General features: G+C 32.3%; 15 protein-coding genes. 6 read left to right on the forward strand and 9 right to left on the reverse strand.

What is annotated here, in order from left to right; genetic code table 11:
- Positions 1-10: 10 nt before the first annotated feature.
- The 3 genes from QYS48_RS00290 to QYS48_RS00300 are packed head-to-tail and all read right to left on the reverse strand — an operon-like array spanning position 11 to position 3,370.
- The gene (locus tag QYS48_RS00290; RefSeq protein WP_308357037.1) at positions 11-1,639 is read right to left on the reverse strand and encodes an acyl-CoA carboxylase subunit beta; all 1,629 of its coding nucleotides are present in this window, start codon (positions 1,637-1,639) and stop codon (positions 11-13) included.
- Positions 1,640-1,682: 43 nt separating this feature from the next.
- The gene (locus tag QYS48_RS00295; protein WP_308357038.1) at positions 1,683-2,609 is read right to left on the reverse strand and encodes an MlaD family protein; all 927 of its coding nucleotides are present in this window, start codon (positions 2,607-2,609) and stop codon (positions 1,683-1,685) included.
- Positions 2,610-2,623: 14 nt separating this feature from the next.
- A complete protein-coding gene (locus tag QYS48_RS00300) occupies positions 2,624-3,370 on the reverse strand; it encodes an N-acetylmuramoyl-L-alanine amidase (RefSeq protein WP_308358442.1) in 747 nt (248 codons plus the stop codon).
- Between the two features lie 124 nt (positions 3,371-3,494).
- Between QYS48_RS00300 and QYS48_RS00305 the strand changes: the two genes are divergently transcribed.
- Entirely contained in the window at positions 3,495-6,194 is a 2,700-nt protein-coding gene (locus QYS48_RS00305) for a putative LPS assembly protein LptD (RefSeq protein WP_308357039.1), read from the forward strand.
- Between the two features lie 27 nt (positions 6,195-6,221).
- Here QYS48_RS00305 and QYS48_RS00310 read toward each other — a convergent pair whose 3' ends face one another.
- Genes QYS48_RS00310 through QYS48_RS00325 form a run of 4 tightly spaced genes read right to left on the reverse strand, consistent with a single transcriptional unit; the run spans position 6,222 to position 9,685 of the window.
- Positions 6,222-6,704, reverse strand: a complete 483-nt coding sequence (locus QYS48_RS00310; protein ID WP_302099995.1) for a low molecular weight protein-tyrosine-phosphatase — start codon at positions 6,702-6,704, stop codon at positions 6,222-6,224.
- Complete coding sequence (locus tag QYS48_RS00315) at positions 6,701-7,567, reverse strand: glycosyltransferase (protein WP_308357040.1); 867 nt, start codon at positions 7,565-7,567, stop codon at positions 6,701-6,703. The genes QYS48_RS00310 and QYS48_RS00315 overlap by 4 nt, the downstream gene beginning before the upstream one ends.
- Positions 7,554-8,783: a hypothetical protein gene (locus QYS48_RS00320; protein ID WP_308357041.1), complete on the reverse strand. Its 1,230-nt coding sequence runs from the start codon at positions 8,781-8,783 to the stop codon at positions 7,554-7,556. Before QYS48_RS00320 ends, QYS48_RS00315 begins: the two co-directional genes overlap by 14 nt.
- The gene (locus tag QYS48_RS00325; protein ID WP_308357042.1) at positions 8,777-9,685 is read right to left on the reverse strand and encodes a hypothetical protein; all 909 of its coding nucleotides are present in this window, start codon (positions 9,683-9,685) and stop codon (positions 8,777-8,779) included. The genes QYS48_RS00320 and QYS48_RS00325 overlap by 7 nt, the downstream gene beginning before the upstream one ends.
- A 104-nt stretch (positions 9,686-9,789) precedes the next feature.
- Between QYS48_RS00325 and QYS48_RS00330 the strand changes: the two genes are divergently transcribed.
- On the forward strand, positions 9,790-10,389 hold the full coding sequence (locus QYS48_RS00330; RefSeq protein WP_308357043.1) for a YigZ family protein: 600 nt from the start codon (positions 9,790-9,792) through the stop codon (positions 10,387-10,389).
- A 3-nt stretch (positions 10,390-10,392) separates the two neighbouring features.
- On the opposite strand, the gene QYS48_RS00335 is transcribed toward QYS48_RS00330, so the two are convergent.
- The gene (locus QYS48_RS00335; RefSeq protein WP_308357044.1) at positions 10,393-10,869 is read right to left on the reverse strand and encodes an Mpo1-like protein; all 477 of its coding nucleotides are present in this window, start codon (positions 10,867-10,869) and stop codon (positions 10,393-10,395) included.
- A 341-nt stretch (positions 10,870-11,210) separates the two neighbouring features.
- Between QYS48_RS00335 and hisG the strand changes: the two genes are divergently transcribed.
- The 3 genes from hisG (at position 11,211) to hisC (ending at position 14,511) form a co-directional block, all read left to right on the forward strand.
- Positions 11,211-12,068 (forward strand): ATP phosphoribosyltransferase, encoded by an 858-nt coding sequence (hisG, locus tag QYS48_RS00340; RefSeq protein ID WP_308357045.1) that lies wholly within the window; start codon positions 11,211-11,213, stop codon positions 12,066-12,068.
- An 87-nt stretch (positions 12,069-12,155) separates the two neighbouring features.
- A complete protein-coding gene (gene hisD / locus QYS48_RS00345; protein WP_308357046.1) occupies positions 12,156-13,442 on the forward strand; it encodes a histidinol dehydrogenase in 1,287 nt (428 codons plus the stop codon).
- Between the two features lie 22 nt (positions 13,443-13,464).
- Complete coding sequence (gene hisC, locus QYS48_RS00350; RefSeq protein WP_308357047.1) at positions 13,465-14,511, forward strand: histidinol-phosphate transaminase; 1,047 nt, start codon at positions 13,465-13,467, stop codon at positions 14,509-14,511.
- On the opposite strand, the gene QYS48_RS00355 is transcribed toward hisC, so the two are convergent.
- Positions 14,488-15,039 carry an NUDIX hydrolase gene (locus QYS48_RS00355; RefSeq protein WP_302099987.1) on the reverse strand — a complete coding sequence of 184 codons (552 nt, stop codon included), beginning with the start codon at positions 15,037-15,039 and terminating at the stop codon, positions 14,488-14,490. The two genes, hisC and QYS48_RS00355, sit on opposite strands and share 24 nt — an antisense overlap.
- Before the next feature lie 177 nt (positions 15,040-15,216).
- On the opposite strand from QYS48_RS00355, the gene QYS48_RS00360 reads away from it, so the two are divergent.
- The gene (locus QYS48_RS00360) at positions 15,217-17,838 is read left to right on the forward strand and encodes an ATP-binding protein (RefSeq protein ID WP_308357048.1); all 2,622 of its coding nucleotides are present in this window, start codon (positions 15,217-15,219) and stop codon (positions 17,836-17,838) included.
- The last annotated feature ends 148 nt before the right edge of the window (positions 17,839-17,986 follow it).

Below are 17,986 nucleotides of genomic sequence, written 5' to 3' on the forward strand. Positions count from 1 at the left end.
TTTATCTAATTTAGGTTTGGATTACTCCTACATTAAATGGTTTTTCTATTGGCGCATGATCTGCTGCCTCAATCCCCATTGAAATTACTTTCCTAGTTTCTAATGGATCAATAATACCATCCACCCATAATCGAGAGGCTGCATAATATGGAGAAAGTTCTTCATTATACTTATCGGTAATTTCCTTCAGCATTTTCTCCTTATCCTCTTCTGATATTTCCTCTCCTTTTGCTTTAAGGGTAGCTACTTTTATTTGCAATAAGGTTTTTGCTGCAGCCGCTCCACTCATTACTGCAATTTGGGCTGTAGGCCATGCATAGATTAGTCGAGGATCATAAGCCTTTCCACACATTGCATAATTACCTGCTCCGTATGAATTACCAATTACAATAGTAAATTTAGGTACTACCGAGTTGGCCATAGCATTTACCATTTTAGCCCCATCCTTAATAATACCACCATGCTCAGATTTACTTCCAATCATAAAGCCGCTTACATCCTGAAGGAATACAAGTGGAATTTTTCGTTGATTACAATTCATGATAAACCTTGCAGCTTTATCAGCAGAGTCGGAATAAATTACTCCTCCCATCTGCATTTCCCCTTTCTTAGTTTTTACAACTTTTCTTTGGTTTGCTACTATTCCAACTGCCCATCCATCAATTCTTGCTGTTCCGCAAATGATAGATTTACCGTATAAGGCTTTGTATTCATCAAACTCTGAATTATCAACCAGTCTTTCTATTATATCTCTAGTATCGTAAGGTTTTACTCGATCATTCGGTAGTAAACCATAGATTTCTTTCTCATCTTTTTTAGGTGCTGCAGGTTCTTCTCTGTTAAAACCAGCTTTTTCAAAGCTACCTATTTTATTAAAAATCCTTTTAATATCGTCTAAGCAATCCTGATCCGTTTCATGCTTATTATCCGTAACACCTGAGATTTCGCAATGTGTAGTAGCTCCACCTAATGTTTCATTATCAATATCTTCACCTATAGCAGCTTTTACTAAATATGAACCTGCTAAGAATATAGATCCTGTTTTATTTACAATCATAGCTTCATCCGCCATAATCGGTAAATAAGCGCCTCCTGCTACACAGCTACCCATGATAGCAGCTACTTGAATAATTCCCATAGAAGACATTTTTGCATTATTTCTAAATTGTCTTCCAAAATGTTCTTTATCAGGGAAAATTTCATTTTGCATTGGCAGGAATACACCAGCACTATCCACTAAATAAATGATAGGCAATCTATTCTCCATCGCTACTTCCTGAGCGCGTAAATTTTTCTTTGCTGTCATGGGAAACCATGCCCCAGCCTTAACGGTAGCATCATTAGCTACAATAACCACCTGTCTACCTTCTACATATCCAATCCCCGTAACTACACCAGCAGAAGGGCAACCGCCTACCTCTTCATACATACCATCTGCAGCAAATGCTCCGATTTCTAAAAATTCAGAACCATCATCTACTAAATAATCAATACGTTCTCTTGCTGTTAATTTCCCTTTTTTGTGTTGGGATTCAATCTTTTTTTCTCCCCCACCTAAATATACTTTTTCAAGCTTGTGCTTTAGCTTATCTACCTCTTGTTTATTGAGGTCCTCGTTCTTATTAAATTCAATATCCATTTAGTCGTTTCCTGATATGATTAATAATTAATTAAGTATTCAATTATTTCTTTTTGTCTTTTCTACCAAATAATGAGAAGTGTACATACTTCTTAGGTTGATCCTTCATATCAATCAATAAGGCATCTAAATCAACTAATGTCTGATTAAGATTAAGATATAAAGAATCATCATTTAGTAATTTATCAACCGTGCCTTCACCATCCTGCATTGAAGCCACTGTAGAATTGATTGTGATTAATGTAGAATCTAATCTATTCACAACTTTAGCTAATTCTAAAGAATTAACAGAATCGGCAATACCATTTGTTTTATTAAGTAATGCTTTTAGTCCAGTTCTTTCATCAGCCAAAGCAGCAGATATTTTTTTAAAATCATCGATCATCGCTCCTATCTTAGCTTGCTTTTCTGAAATCTCTGCTAAATTCCTGGTAGTAGTTTCCACATGAAGCATAATATTTTGTATTTTACTCTCGTTACGATCGATGTTTGCGAGTATTCCATTTAAATGTTGGCCGACAGAGTCTAAAGTCTTTAGTACTGGATAGGCTTGTTGTTGAATTTGTTCAGTTAATGCGGGTTCTACATCTCCTTTCACTTCACTTCCTTCCGCTATAGGTTCAACCACATTATTCCTTTTCAACACTATAGTTTGAGATCCTAGAATGTCTGTTGCTAACATAGCAACCGATTCATCTCCTAAAGTGATATCCTCCCTTACCTCAAAATAAACTTTCAATTTATTTTCCTGCTCTTGAAGAATTTCAATTCTACTTACTCTCCCCACTGAAAGTCCGCTTAATAACACAGGATTAGATACTGTTAAACCATTCACTTGGTCATAAACAGCATAATATTCATTTTTAGGATCAAAAAAATCTATTCCTTTAAGGTAATTAAAACCAAAATAGAATATTACAATTGATGTAATTGCCAAGACGGCAACTTTAATTTCTTTAGCTATTTTCAAAGTTGTATAAGTTTTTAGTTCATTGATTCAATTTCTACTTTGTAATCTCGGATGGCACGGAAAATACCCGATGCTATATACGTCTTTCCTAAGTCATCGTTCAAATATCTTTCCTCTTTAGGATTACTTAAGAAGCCAGTTTCAATCAGTACACTCGGCATTGAGCTTTTAAATAAAACCACAAATCCGGCTTGTTTAACACCCCTACTGTGTCTTCCTACTCTCTTATCGAACTGATATTCTACTTTTTCGGCAAGATTCAAACTATTAGCTAAATAAGCATTTTGGTATAAAGAAAATAATATGTGAGAAGCTGGATCATTCGGATCAAAACCCTCATACTTTTCTTCGTAGTTATCCTCCATAAGAATAACAGCATTTTCTCTTTTTGCTACATTCAAGTTTGTTTCTGACTTATGAAGTCCCATTATCCAGGTTTCTGTGCCGTGAACTTTTTCGCTATAGTCAACTGCATTACAATGAATAGATACAAACAGGTCGGCACCATTTTTGTTCGCGATATTCGAGCGTTCGTCAAGTTCAACAAAATTATCATCTTTTCTAGTATAAATGACTTCAACATCAGGCAAATATTCTTTAATGATTTCACCTAGCTCCAAAGCAATATCTAAAGCAATATCTTTTTCTTTTGACATTACGCCTCGTGTTCCACTATCTTTGCCCCCATGTCCAGCATCAATCACAACCTTATTTACTTTATATGAAGGTTTATTAAGATTTGTGAATGAGCCAAGGACCATCAAAATAGTAAGTGTAGAAAGGATGGTAATATTTTTCACAATCTTTCGGTTGTTTAATTTGAATAGTATAATTTTACACAAAGATTGCAAAAATTCATCAAATCGGAAAAATCCACGAAATAATTTGAGGCGGTATATTTTAAGTATTTTCATATTCATTGTTCCTTATTTTGGTTTTACTCAAGACGCGGATTCTTTAGTACAGAAAACCGATTCCTTGATTAACACATCCCTCGATATTGATAGTCTTAAAACTTTAACAGACTCTACAGCTGCTATAATTTCTGATAGCACAAAAGCCGAAGCTGATACTGTTAAAAACAAGAAAAAAGGGGACATCGCAACCACAGTCAATTACAATGCCAAGGATTCTTTAAACTTTAACTTGAAAACTCAAGACATTATTATGTTTAAAGAGGCCCATGTAGATTATGGAGAAATTGAACTAGATGCTGATAAGATAAAAGTTAATTACAATACCAAGGTACTAGATGCCAGTGGATTAAAAGATACTTCCGGTAATATTAGCGGTAAACCAATATTCTCGGATAGAGGCCAAGTTTATCAAACAGATGAAATTAGATATAATTTCGACACCAAAAAAGCCATTATTAAGGGTGTAGTAACCCAGCAAGGGGAAGCCTTCATGCATTCAAACTGGACGAAAAAGAACGAAAAGGACGAATTATTCAGTGACCATGCTCTCTATACTACTTGTAATTTAGATCATCCTCACTTTGGTATCTCAGCAAATAAATTAAAATTAATTCCTGGAGATAAAATACTTGCTGGCCCTTTTAACCTAGAAATCACAGAACTTCCCACGCCTTTATTATTTCCATTTGGTATGTTTCCGATGCCCAATAATAAGACCTCTGGTATTTTATTCCCTACTTACGGTGAAGAAAATAGAAGAGGGTTTTTCTTAAGAGATGGAGGTTATTATTGGGCTATCAGTGAATATATTGATTTAGCTTTAAGAGGTGAAATTTATTCAAAAGGAAGTTATGGTTTATCTTTAGCTTCAAATTATAAAAAGAGATACAGTTATAGCGGAAACATTAACATCCGTTTTAATCAGCAGCAAATTGGGGAATCTGAAGTAGATTCAGCAGTTTCAAAAGATTTCTGGATACAATGGTCACATCGACCTGAATCAAAAGGGACAGGAAGATTCTCTGCTTCAGTGAATGGTGGAACCTCAAGCTATAACCAAAACAACCCAACTTCAAACTACCAGCAGCAAGTAAACGCGAACTTTAATTCCAATATTTCTTATTCTAACGTTATTGCAGGAACGCCTTTCAATTATGCGATAAGTGCAAGACACAATCAAAATATTAGAACTAATGAAATTGACATTCTATTACCAGAAGTAGCTTTGAACATGAACAGGCAATATCCATTTAAAAAGGTTAATCTGGATGGTTTTGACTGGCTACAGAAAATGAATTATTCATACAATTTTACAAGTACAAATAGAATAACAAATAATATTGGAAGAGTTAGCCTGGAAGCTACAGAAGATAGTATTGCAGACTTTAGTCCAGAAAATTTACCTTTCTTATTAGAAAGAGCTAATAATGGAGGTAGGCATAGAGTACCAGTTTCTACTTCTTTTAATTTATTTAAGTTCATTACGGCAAGTCCTAACTTTAATTATGATGAGGTATGGTATCTAAGAGAATTAAATCACAGATACAGTGATTCTTTAAAAACTGTAGTAATTGATACCTTAAATACTTTTAGTAGAGCTGGCTCTTACAATGCTGGCATTGGTTTTACTACTAGATTATATGGTACAATTTACCCTAAGAAAGGACCAGTGAAAGCAGTTCGCCACATTATGACTCCAACCGTAAACTTCAACTGGCGTCCCGATTTTGGTGAGGAACAATATGGTATTTACAAGGAAGTTCAGACTGACTCTCTTGGAAACACTAGAATCTTTTCAAAATATGATGGATTTGTTTACGGTAGTCCTGGTAGAGGGAAATCGGGAACAATAGGTATTTCCTTAGCTAATACCATTGAAATGAAAGTTAAAAAGGCTAGTGATACTTCTGACACTCCTACTAAGGTGAAAATTTTTGACAACCTTTCTTTTTCCACCAGTTATAATATAATAGCTGATTCATTTAGATTGGCACCCATCTCTATAAATGCTAGAACAAATCTTTTTAACAATAAATTAGATGTTAACATACAAACTGGCATAAATCCATATGTTATAGTATTGGATAGTATCACGACAAATGAAAGGGGGCAAACGGAAGTTTTTCAGCGTGAAATTGATCAATATGCTTGGGAAGGTGGCCAAGGAATAGGACGATTAACCACAGCAAATATTGCATTATCCACTAACCTGAACCCTAAGGGTAAGAAAAGCGATGATGAAAACCGAAATAATTTAGAAGACAAAGCTAGGCAAGCCGGTGCCACTGAAGATCAGGTGCAGGCATTATCCAATAATCCTCAAATGTATGTTGATTTCGATGTTCCATGGAACTTAAGAGTACGATATAATATCAGATGGAGCAAAGACGGCTATGAAGAAGCTACAGTGCAACAAACCATGAATTTCAGCGGGGACATTAATTTCACAGAAAACTGGAAAGTTGGTTTCACTTCGGGTTATGATTTTGAGCAAAAAGACTTCACACAAACTTCCATCAATATCTTCAGAAATCTACACTGTTGGCAAATTAATGCAAATTGGGTACCATTTGGAAGATTCCAATCTTTCAGTGTAGATATTGGAGTAAAGGCTTCAATTTTACAGGATTTGAAATTAAACAGAAGAAGAAGCTGGTGGGATAATTAATCCACTGATGAAAACCGATACTAAATACTAGTATTCTATAGTCTGTAAATGATACTCTAAAAGATTTTCAGTGCATCTATCTAATATATCAAATACGTTTTGAAAACCTTCCTCGCCACCATAATAAGGATCTGGCACATCTATACCTTTCAGATCATCTTCAGTTTCAAATTCTCTCATTAACTGAACCTTTCTAAGATGCTCCTCGGAAGTTGCTTGGCCAATCACTTTCATCTTATTAGAATTATCCATGACCAAAATATGGTCGAATTTATTGAAGTCAGAGTATTCGAATTGCCTTGCCCTATGATTTAATTCTAAATCATTTTTTAGTGCATTTTCGCGAGTTCTTTCATCCGGTAGCTCACCAATATGGTAGTCAGCAGTCCCACAGGAATCAATTTTAAAGTGCTCGTTTAAATTTAATTTTGCAATTTTCTTCACAATCAAACCCTCAGCTAATGGAGATCGGCAAATGTTCCCTAAGCACACAAAAAGTATTTTCTTCATTTTTGCAAAATAGTTTTAAATTCTAAATTAATAAATGAGATGAATAATATAAACCTTTTATTAACAAAAGCTTGTTTTGCTTCATAAGCGATACGTTTTATAAGCGCTACCTTTTCTTTTCTCTCCTTAATTAGTTTAAACGCTTTTCTACATATAATAAGTGTTGAATTTAACTGCTTATTATCTTTTTGATATTGATTGGCAGACATGGAATTATTAAGAATTCTTTTATTCACCAATATTTTATCCGTATAACTAAATGGATATTTTCTGGATAGGCGCAGCATAATATCAAAATCTTCATAGGCTAAACTTTCATCATAACCTCCTATTTCTTTTAGGTATTTTGCATTGTACATCATGGAAGGAGAACATATATAATAACGCTCTAAAATAGCGGCAAAGCAATCTCCTTCTGGTACTATTTCCTTTGATCTTTTAATATCATCAACTTCAAAATGTGATTTTATGTATTCACCATTCTGATCAATATAATTAGCATTTGTAAAGTTTACTGCCACATTTCTATTAGCTTTTAGATTCTTAACTCCCTCTTCTACCCTATGAGGCAAAAGAACATCATCTGCTGCTAAGTCAATTATATAATCCGATTCACACTCTTTCAATGCAATATTAAAAGCTTTACAATTTCCATGATTTTCATTTAAAAAGATAGACTTAATCTCTCTTCTTTGATTCTTTAGAAATGATTTAATGACTTCCACACTCTTATCCGTAGAAGCATCATCCACAATGATTAATTCAGTTGGATAAGTCTGATTTAAAACGGATTGCATAGCCTCCACTACATATTCTTCCTGATTATAACATAAGCAAATTACAGTGACCTTAGTTGCTGACATTTTTTAAATCATTTACACTAATTGCAGAAATTGATATGGAATAAATAATAAATCTGCAGATGTGAGCTATAACAATGGAATCAATTCCATTTCCAAGTTTTAATAAAATTACAATAATAAAGACAATCGTGCTTAATATTTCTGCAAAAATGTAGGAATAGGTATTTACTCTGGCTAAAAGATATATAGCAAAAGGGAATGATAATATAGCCAAAAAATCTCCTACTAACTGAAGCCGAAATAAATAATTTGCCTGACTATACTCTCTATTATACAATAGAGTTAATAATTGATCAGAAAAAAGGAATAAAATGATGATTAGCATTAAAGATAACACCAGGTATAGTAAGAAATGCTTCCGTAATATTGTACTTTTTATGGTATCAGATGAAATTGCTTTTGAAATACTGGGATAAAAAGTTAAAAACAAAAAGCTAATAATCAATCCTCTATATGCTTCTGATAAACGAACCACCGCTTGCCAAAGACCCGATTCATTTTGACCAAATTCTTGTACTGCATATTCTCTGACAAAATAATCAACCCATTTATTACTTATTAAAACAGTAAACCCAATTATGAGAAATTGCTTAAAATGGTTTTTAATTTTATTATCAAGTTTAAAGTTTATCTTAAAAAGGTTCTTAATAGGCAGATAAAGTATTAGAGTAAAAATTGCTTGAATAATTAACCAAAAGAGTAAAAATTCATTTAACTCAAACTCATATAATAAAACAATTAAAAAGAAGAGAAGCCATTGAAATGAAAAAATACTAAGAAATATTTTCAGCTTCTTCTCAACTACATAAATGGCTGATAGAATTAAACCAAGGCTGAAAAGCATTATTGAAATAACTATCAGAACCCATTGTGAAAATGAAAAACTAAATAAGCTTTCGTTAAAAATATATTTTAAAAATAGAATGAAGGCTGTACCACTCAATAATATCAATAATAAATGAAGTGAGGCCCCTATTATTTTAGACTTTTCAAAATCCTTTTTAGGGAAAGCATTAATTAAACCATTTACAATTACATCCTGAACAGGTTGAGTGAAAATTGATATTAAATTTTGAAAGTGGCTGATTAAGGTAGTTCCTACTGGCCCATATGCAACAGCAACAAGTTTTTGAACTCCAAAACCCACTGCACTTCTGATTATGATCAATATTGCACTAAATACCGCATGTTGATATTTTGTAATGGTCTTTAACATTCAACATTATATTTTCGGTAGCATTTCCCTCCTATTTTTAACTTATAGGATAGCAATTCTTTATTTATACTTTTATTAGAGAGCATAGAAGTACCCATATCGATAAAAAGAATTTTATTTTCAAAAGCCCAATTATAGACTGCATTCCAAAGTAATAAGCTGGGTTCCTTAGCATCATATTTAGGATTTGTAATTAAGGAATATACATATAAAAACTCAGAATGAATTTTAACAAAAAAGACTGTACCCACTACTTTATCACTATTTATTAAATGAAATGCCTGGTAATTTTGAGGGAATTTAAGCTTCAGATTTCTCATCAATTCAGAACTAATAAAATTTTGGTGACCCTTCTCTATCCTCCAACTCAGGTTTAATTCATAAGTCTCTTTCCAATCATTTTTACGAACTAATTCAGTTTTAAAGGATCTATCTTTTAATAATGAATTTAACTTCCTACTTTTTCTATCGTTTACAATTGCTCTTGAAAAATCAGCCTTATCAACTGATAAAACTGTTCCTATATCAACTGACTGTATATTCGATTTAAAAAATTCATACTCATCCATTAAAGATTTCAAAAATGCGAAATAGACTTTTTGATTATAATTTGATTTCAAATAGCCTTTAACAACTTCAAATTGAATGAGAAAACTAGAAGTTCGTGAAATAAAAGGTTTAAAATAAGGAGCACTGAAAGGAGTTCTTATTTCGTTTGAAGACTTATAAAAACACCAATAGGACAGTATATTTCCATTATCATCTTTAACTAACACTGGCAAAATTTCTTCTTTTCTTAAATGAAATAGCCAATACTCTTTTTTAGTAAAAAGCATCAGATCCATTTCAGCTTCCTCTTTTTGAGAAGGGAATTGCTCAGAAATTTGATAGTTTTGCCACATAAGTGTAAAAATACTTTTTAAACTATAATTAATAATAGCTTTTCAACTAATTTGAGCTTTGAGTAAAATTTAAAGCCTTTAAAAATATTTAAGTAAAGAAAATAATGAAGGATTCTTTCTATACAATTTCAAAGGGTGGTGAAGGATTATATAAAGAAAAAGGAAGTAAATTTATTGGCTTGGCCTTTAGAGTTCGTGATGAAGATGAAGTAAAAGAAAGATTAGAAGAGGTTAAAAAGCAATATTATGATGGAAGACATCATTGCTATGCTTATATACTTTCAAAAGATAAATTTAGAGCAAATGATGATGGAGAACCCAATCATTCGGCTGGTGACCCTATTTTAGGCCAAATAAAATCCAAGAACTTAACCCAAGTATTAGTAGTAGTTGTTCGATACTTTGGAGGTACAAAATTAGGGGTTTCTGGTTTGATCAATGCCTATAAAACTGCAGCATTTGAAGCATTAGAATCATCTAATTTGACCGAGGTTACAATTGAAGAATTATATGATATTAACTACGGCTATGAAATCACCAACGAAGTTATGAGGCTATTAAATGAATTTGAAGCCGATATAAAAACTCAGGAGTTTACTGAAGACTGTTATGCGAAAATTGGAATAAAGCAATCATTCAAAGCCCGATTTGAAGAAGAAGCCCTTAAGATTGATGGACTCAAATTTGATTATTTGAATTCTTAATTCTCAATATTTAATTCCTAATCTTTTATAAATAAAATGCATTAACCAAGCTGGCCCTATTAAAAGAAACTGTAAATCTTTTAAGAAGGATGGCTTTTTACCTTCTATTTTATGCCCCCAAAATTGGCCAACCCAGGCTAAAAAGAAAACTATTAAAGCGATTCCCCATAATGGTAAAAAATTGAATTGATCTGCCCATCTTGCAACCGCAATGCACAAAATGGCAAAGGCCAACATACCAAAGGAAATTGGAATAGACAGAGTGATATAATAAATCAATACTAGAACGAGTACAACTACTGCCCAATTGTTGTAATATCCATCTCCAAGAAAGTAAGTAAGACTATCATTTGGAATGGAATAAAGCAATGCTACCACACTCCAAAATATAAGCGGCACGCAAATCCAATGAACTTTCTTATTTGTAGCATTTTTATGGCTTGCCCCATATTCTTCTAGTAGTGAATCTATCTTTCTCATACGACCAAAATAGAGATTTTTATTTTATGAATCAATATTAAAATTATTGTAAAAATTCTTAACACTTTTTTTTAAAAAATTTATAAAATTATTAGAGTTATTAAAAAAGCTTAATACATTTGCAGTAAATGAATACAAACAGCACAAATATCTACATCTCAAAAAATGCAACTCATGCATTTCATGCTGTTCACGTATTCCATCATTCCTCTTTGTAAGAGGGATATTCACACTATATTGCCATAAGCAGGATTCTGCGCATCATTTTATTTAATAGAAATTAAATAAACAATTCTAATCAAATTCTCTTTTTATTAAATTATCGAAATCAGAAATTAAAAATGAATACTTTAAAAATAGCTATACAAAAATCAGGTAGATTAAGTGAAGATTCACTAAAACTAATTAAAGAATGTGGTATCAAATTCAGTAATGGGAAAGGTAAATTAAAAGCAGTTGCAGATAACTTTCCGTTAGAATTTCTATTTCTCAGAGATGATGATATCCCTGGCTATGTGGAAGATGGAGTAGCTGACTTAGGTATTGTTGGTGAAAATGTATTAGTGGAATATGAAAAAGACGTTGAGCTTGTAAAAAAATTAGGCTTCTCAAAATGTAGATTATCAATTGGAGTAGACAGAAATTGGGATTATAAAGACATTTCTGAATTAGATGGTAAAAGTATCGCAACCTCCTACCCTAAAATCCTTGAAAATTTCCTTAAAGGAAAAAATATCAAGGCAGAAATTCATGAAATCAGTGGTTCTGTTGAAATTGCTCCTAGCATAGGATTGGCGGATGCGGTATGTGATATTGTAAGTTCAGGAAGTACTTTACTTAGCAATGGCCTAAAAGAAGCGGATGTAATTATGCGATCTGAAGCTGTTTTAATCTCTGGAAAAAAGTTATCTTCTGAACAGAAAGAAATTTTAAATCAGTTAATATTTAGAATCGAAGCAGTTCAAGCAGGTAAAAACAATAAATATATTTTATTAAACGCTCCTAATGATTCTATTGATGAAATCATAAGCCTACTGCCAGGTATGAAAAGCCCTACCGTGTTGCCATTAGCAATGGAAGGCTGGAGTTCATTACACTCAGTAGTGAAAGAAGATGAATTTTGGGATGTTATAGAAAAATTAAAAGCTGCTGGTGCGCAAGGAATATTAGTTGCCCCAATAGAAAAAATGATTCTATAATATATAATTGAACCTAAATATTTAATTACACTGAACAGTTGTACAACTGAAAGTAATCAGTATTTCAGAAAGAATTAGCAAAAGGATATGAAAGAATATATTAATCCCAAAAAGGAGAATTGGGAAGAACTATTAAAAAGACCCACTGAATCGCTGCATGATATAAGGAAAATAGTGCAGCCGATAATGGATGAGGTAAAGAATAACGGTGACAGTAGCGTAAAAAACTACACGGAAAAATTTGATGGTATATCGATAAATGATCTTTTAGTAACAAAAAAAGAAATAGAAGCTGCAAGCAAAAAAGTAGATCAGAAGCTTAAAGATGCGATTAAAGTAGCACACGAGAATATCACTAGATTTCATAAGGCACAGAAAATAACTGATTTAAGGACAGAAACCATGCCTGGCGTTCTTTGTGAGAGAAAATCAGTGGCTATACCAAAAGTTGGCTTATACATACCTGGCGGAACGGCTCCTTTGTTTAGCACAGTATTGATGTTAGCGGTTCCTGCAAAAATTGCGGGCTGCAAGGAAATTGTTCTTTGTAGTCCTCCAGATAAAGAAGGAAACATTCATCCGGCAATTCTATTTACAGCGGAATTAGCAGGTATCACCAAAATTTATAAAGTAGGCGGTGCTCAAGCCATAGCAGCCATGACCTATGGTACAGAAAGTATTCCTAAAGTGGATAAAATTTTTGGCCCTGGAAATCAATATGTAACTGCAGCAAAACAATTGGCAAGCTTAGATGGCGCTGCTATTGATATGCCTGCTGGGCCTTCAGAAGTTTTAGTTTATGCGGATGAAGATGCTAATCCAGCATTTATTGCTGCTGACTTATTATCTCAAGCGGAACATGGAGTGGATAGCCAGGTGATTTTTGTTACTACAGCTCAAGACATTATCCCAACTTTACAAAAGGAGATTTATCATCAGTTAAGTGAGTTACCACGTTGGGAAATAGCTGATAGATGTCTACAAAATAGTGCCGTTTTTATTTTAAAAGAAGAAAAAGAATGCATTGACTTGATCAATATTTATGCTCCTGAACATTTAATTTTATTAACTAAAAACGCAAGAGAGATAGCTGATAAAATTGAAAATGCGGGCTCTATCTTTATTGGCTACTATACACCAGAATCAGCAGGTGATTATGCTTCTGGTACAAACCATACTTTACCAACAAACGGTGCTGCAAGAGCCTACAGTGGTGTTTCTTTAGACAGTTTTATCAAGAATATAACCTATCAAGAAATTACAGCTGAAGGATTACAAAAACTTGGCCCCTATGTGGAAGAAATGGCGGAAGCTGAATCTCTAAGAGCGCATAAAAATGCAGTAACTGTGCGTCTTAATAGTATTAAAAACTAATCATAATCTATAGATTAAAATTATGAATTGGAAAAAACTTGTTTTACCCCATATTTTAAAATTACAAGCTTACTCTTCTGCCAGAGATGAGTTTTCAGGTGATGCCAAAGTATTTTTGGATGCAAATGAAAATCCGTTTGATGAGGAACAAAACAATTGGAATCGATATCCTGATCCTTTACAGAAAAATTTAAAAGCTGAGCTTGAAAAAATAAAAGGTATAGCAGCTGAAAATATGTTTTTGGGCAATGGTAGTGATGAAGCGATTGACTTACTTTTTAGAATCTTTTGTAAAGCAGGTGAATCTAATGTTATTACATGCCCTCCAACATATGGAATGTATAAGGTATCCTCTGCGATACATAATGTTGAGAATGTCGAAGTGCCTCTGACACCTGAATTCCAATTGGATGTTAAAAACATTTTGGATGCTGTAAACGAAAGTACCAAATTATTATTCATTTGCACACCGAATAACCCTACGGGAAATAGTTTAAGAAAAGATAGTATTTTAGAAATACTTGAAACGTATCCAGGTATTGTAATTATAGATGAGGCATATATTGATTTCTCGAAAGAAGAATCTTGGATTAAAGAATTAGATCAATATCCTAATTTAGTAATCCTACAAACTTTAAGTAAAGCTTGGGGATTAGCTTCTGCCCGGCTAGGAATTGCTTATGCTAATACAGAATTAATAAAGTTGCTAAACAAGGTGAAAGCTCCATACAATATTAGTGGACCAAGTCAAAAAGTTGTATTGGAAGCTTTACAAAATCCGGAAATATTTAAGAAACAGCTTAAGATCATATTAAGTGAAAGAGACAGATTGCAAGTGGCTTTACAGGATATACCTTCTGTTAAAAAAGTATATGAAAGTGATGCTAATTTTCTCTTAGTAAAAATAAATCAGGCAAAAGATCTTTACCAAAAATTGATAGAAAAAGAAATTGTAATTCGGGATCGTTCTAACGTTCAATTATGTGATGATTGTTTAAGGATAACAGTAGGTACAGAGGAAGAAAACAAACATCTCATCAAAAATTTACAGCTCCTTTTGATCGATTAAACATTTCAACTTCAAAAGTGAAGCCATACTAATACTGTCTGTGATTTCACCATCTAATACCATTTTAAAAGCTTCTGATAAGGGAAGCTTTTTTATTTTTATGTCCTCAGTTTCTTCAAATTGAACCTCACCTTGAGTTAAACCCTTTGCCAAATACACTACCCCTCTCTCATCTGAAACTGAATTAGAAGTGTGAATTTTCATAAATTCATTCCAATCATTAGCTGAAAGACCCGTCTCCTCCTTCAATTCTCTTTTTGCAGCCTCTAAAACATCCTCATTTTCAGGACAACCTCCTTCTGGAATTTCCCAACTATATTGATCTAAAGGATATCTATATTGGCCAACTAAATAAGTATTATCGTTTTCATCAATTGGAATCACACCCACTGCAATATTCTTAAAATGAACTTTACCGTAAATGCCTTCCTTGCCGCTTGGATTAATCACGTCATGTTCCTCAACTTTTATCCAAGGATTGTCATATTTTAGTGTGGATTTAACTAGTTTCCATGGATTTAACCCCATTAATTTTTAATTTTGAAATTTAAATTTTGTTTTGATTTATCTTATTAAAGTCAAATCAAATAAGATTATCCTTTAAAACATATTAATTATCGAAATCATTTTAAGTATTATTAAATAATCTTTAGCTTTTAAAGATTATTTAAACAATTTGTAAGTCAGATATTTAGCTTGTAAGATTTGAGCACTAAAAGAACCATATTAATTCTGATAATAAGCTTGGCATTTTTTGCTCTTGAAGATATCTATGCTCAAAAAAACATGGATGACTCTGCAAGTTATTTTATAAATATAGCAAATGAAAATTGGCATAATGATTTAGCCCTCTCACATAATGCCGCTCAACAAGCATTTGAATTAATTCCTAGAATTGAAGACATTAAAATTAAAGCTGATGCTTACGTGCAATATGGAATATCTTTCTATACCAAATTAGAATATGATAGTGCCCTTTCTTACTACCAAAAAGCAGTTAATTTATTAAAAGCTAATGAATATGATTATTCTCAATATGTATCTTATTTAGCTGCGGTATTAGCTAAAAAAGGACATTTCAAAGATGTATTTGATTTAATCGAAAAGGAGCAATATTCATTAAATGAAAATGAAACAGCTTTTTATGAATTTCTATTAATTAAACTTAGTGCAGCAATAAAAATTGGCTATACTGACCACGCCTTAAAACTTATAAACCAATTACAGCAAAATGGAAATATAGCAACCGAAAAATTATTACTCAGGTTTAAAAGTCTTCAAGGACAATATTATCAGTTAATTGCGTCATACAAAAAATCAGACTCAATATTCAATAAGCTAGCTTTTTACTATAAAAGTACCGATAACAAAATGGATTTAGCTGAAACCTATCTTTTTCTAGCTAAGAATGCCATGGAAGTTAGTAATTATAAAGAGAGCTCAAAATTCTTAATTAAAGCACAATCTATTTATGAAGAATTAAATTATGAGTATGGTATTGCACTAATAAATCTTGAAACTGGAACGCTACTTTCATGGATGCAAAGATATAATGAGGCAAGTGATTATATCTTTAAAGCTTTAAAAGTATTTGACAATAATCAGAATCTTAATGAACTTCAAATAGCCTATTATGAATTAGGATGGATTTTCTATTCCCTTGAATTAGAAAAAAGAGCGAAAAAGTATTTAGATCAATCCCTAGAAATTGCTCGTGAGATTCAAAATTATCGTTTTCTAGGGAGTCAGCATAACGCCTACGGATCATTATATACTGATTTAGAAATTTTTGACTCCGCTATCTTTCATTTTGATTCTGCTATTTATTATGAAGAACTAACGAAAAATATTAAGCAAATTTCAGCTGCTAAGTTTAATAAAGCTGTAGTACTTGAAAAAATTGGGCAAGATTATAAAGCAATTAAGCTATACAGAGAAAGCTATAAAGTAGATTCTACACTAAGAAATTATGCGGGCCTAATTGAAGGGGAATGGGTGTTAGGTGAATATTTTATGAAAAAAGATCAAAATGATTCTGCTTTATACTATTTTAATTTGGGTGAGAAACATGCTATTAATCTGGGAGAGAAATACTTTTTGTTAAAAATTTATGAAGCAAAGGCTAACTTATATTCTAAAACAAATAATTTTAAATTATCTACAGACTATTTTCAAAAGGCATTAAAAACACAGAAAGAACTTTCAGAAGAAACCAAAACATTAGAATTAGCTACTTTAGAAACCTCATACGACTTAAAAAATAAAGAAAAAGAGCTAACACTATTAAATCTACAAAAAGAGAATAATGAAAAAACTATTGCATTAAAAAATAGAACTATTGCTTCTCAAAGAAATACTTTGATTGTTTTAGCAGTTGGATTTATACTTCTATTAGTGATTAGTTATATCATTTTCCGTTACCTAAAAATCAGAACGAAAACTAACCATAAACTGCGTGAGCTGAATAATGAAATTCAAGAAAAGCAGGAAGAAATCATGGCGCAATCTGAAGAGTTGCAGGAAGCTAATCAGTATGTTACCGAGCTAAATGAGAAACTTGAAAACCGAGTAAAGGATAGAACCCTGGCACTTGAAAACGCCCTTTCTGAATTAGATCATTTCTTCTACAGAGCTTCCCATGATTTTAGAGGTCCACTTACTACCTTAATGGGATTGGTGGGTATCTCAAAAGGTTATGATTTACCAGAAGAAGGAAGAACCTTATTTAATCAGGTTAACATTACTGTTCAAAAACTAGATGGTCTGGTTAAAAAACTCCAAGCTGTGAGTTTTTTAGGAGACTTTGAAAATTTAAAAGCTCCTACTTCAATAAATTTGAAAGACCAAATTCATAAAATAACGGATGAAGTCGTAAAAAGAAAGTCATTTGATCGTACTGATTATCAATATGATGTAAAAGTTTACGCTACAGATGATAAAGTCATTTTCTATCCAGTTTTATTAGAAATATGTTTGAGTAATCTGGTTGAAAACAGCTTGATTTTTAATTACACAAAAAGTATTAAAATACGAATTAGTGCGGAAGTAAAAAATGAAGAGCTAATTCTTAGTGTTGCAGATAATGGAATTGGGATTTCAGAGGACATGAAGCATGAAATTTTCAATATGTTCAAAAGAACATCACAAATCTCCTCTGGTAATGGCCTGGGGCTTTACATAGTAAAAAAAGCAACGGAAATACTAAATGGAGATATCAAATTAAAGAGTAAACAAAAAGAAGGTAGTACTTTCACAATTACATTCCCTTTATCAGGTATTACTGAAATAGCAAAAAAATATCAGGATAAAGTATATTCATCTAGTTAAAATCAATTCCCTTACAACTTCATAACTTAATCACCGTAACTAATAACTTCTTAATTAGTGCACCATTTATTCTTGTTTAAAATAAATAATTCCACTTTAAACTTATGAATGCGGTAATTAATCTTTATTTTTAGAATTGACTTAATCA

Origin of the sequence: Marivirga arenosa, from assembly GCF_030503895.2 — a bacterium.
GTDB lineage: Bacteria > Bacteroidota > Bacteroidia > Cytophagales > Cyclobacteriaceae > Marivirga > Marivirga arenosa.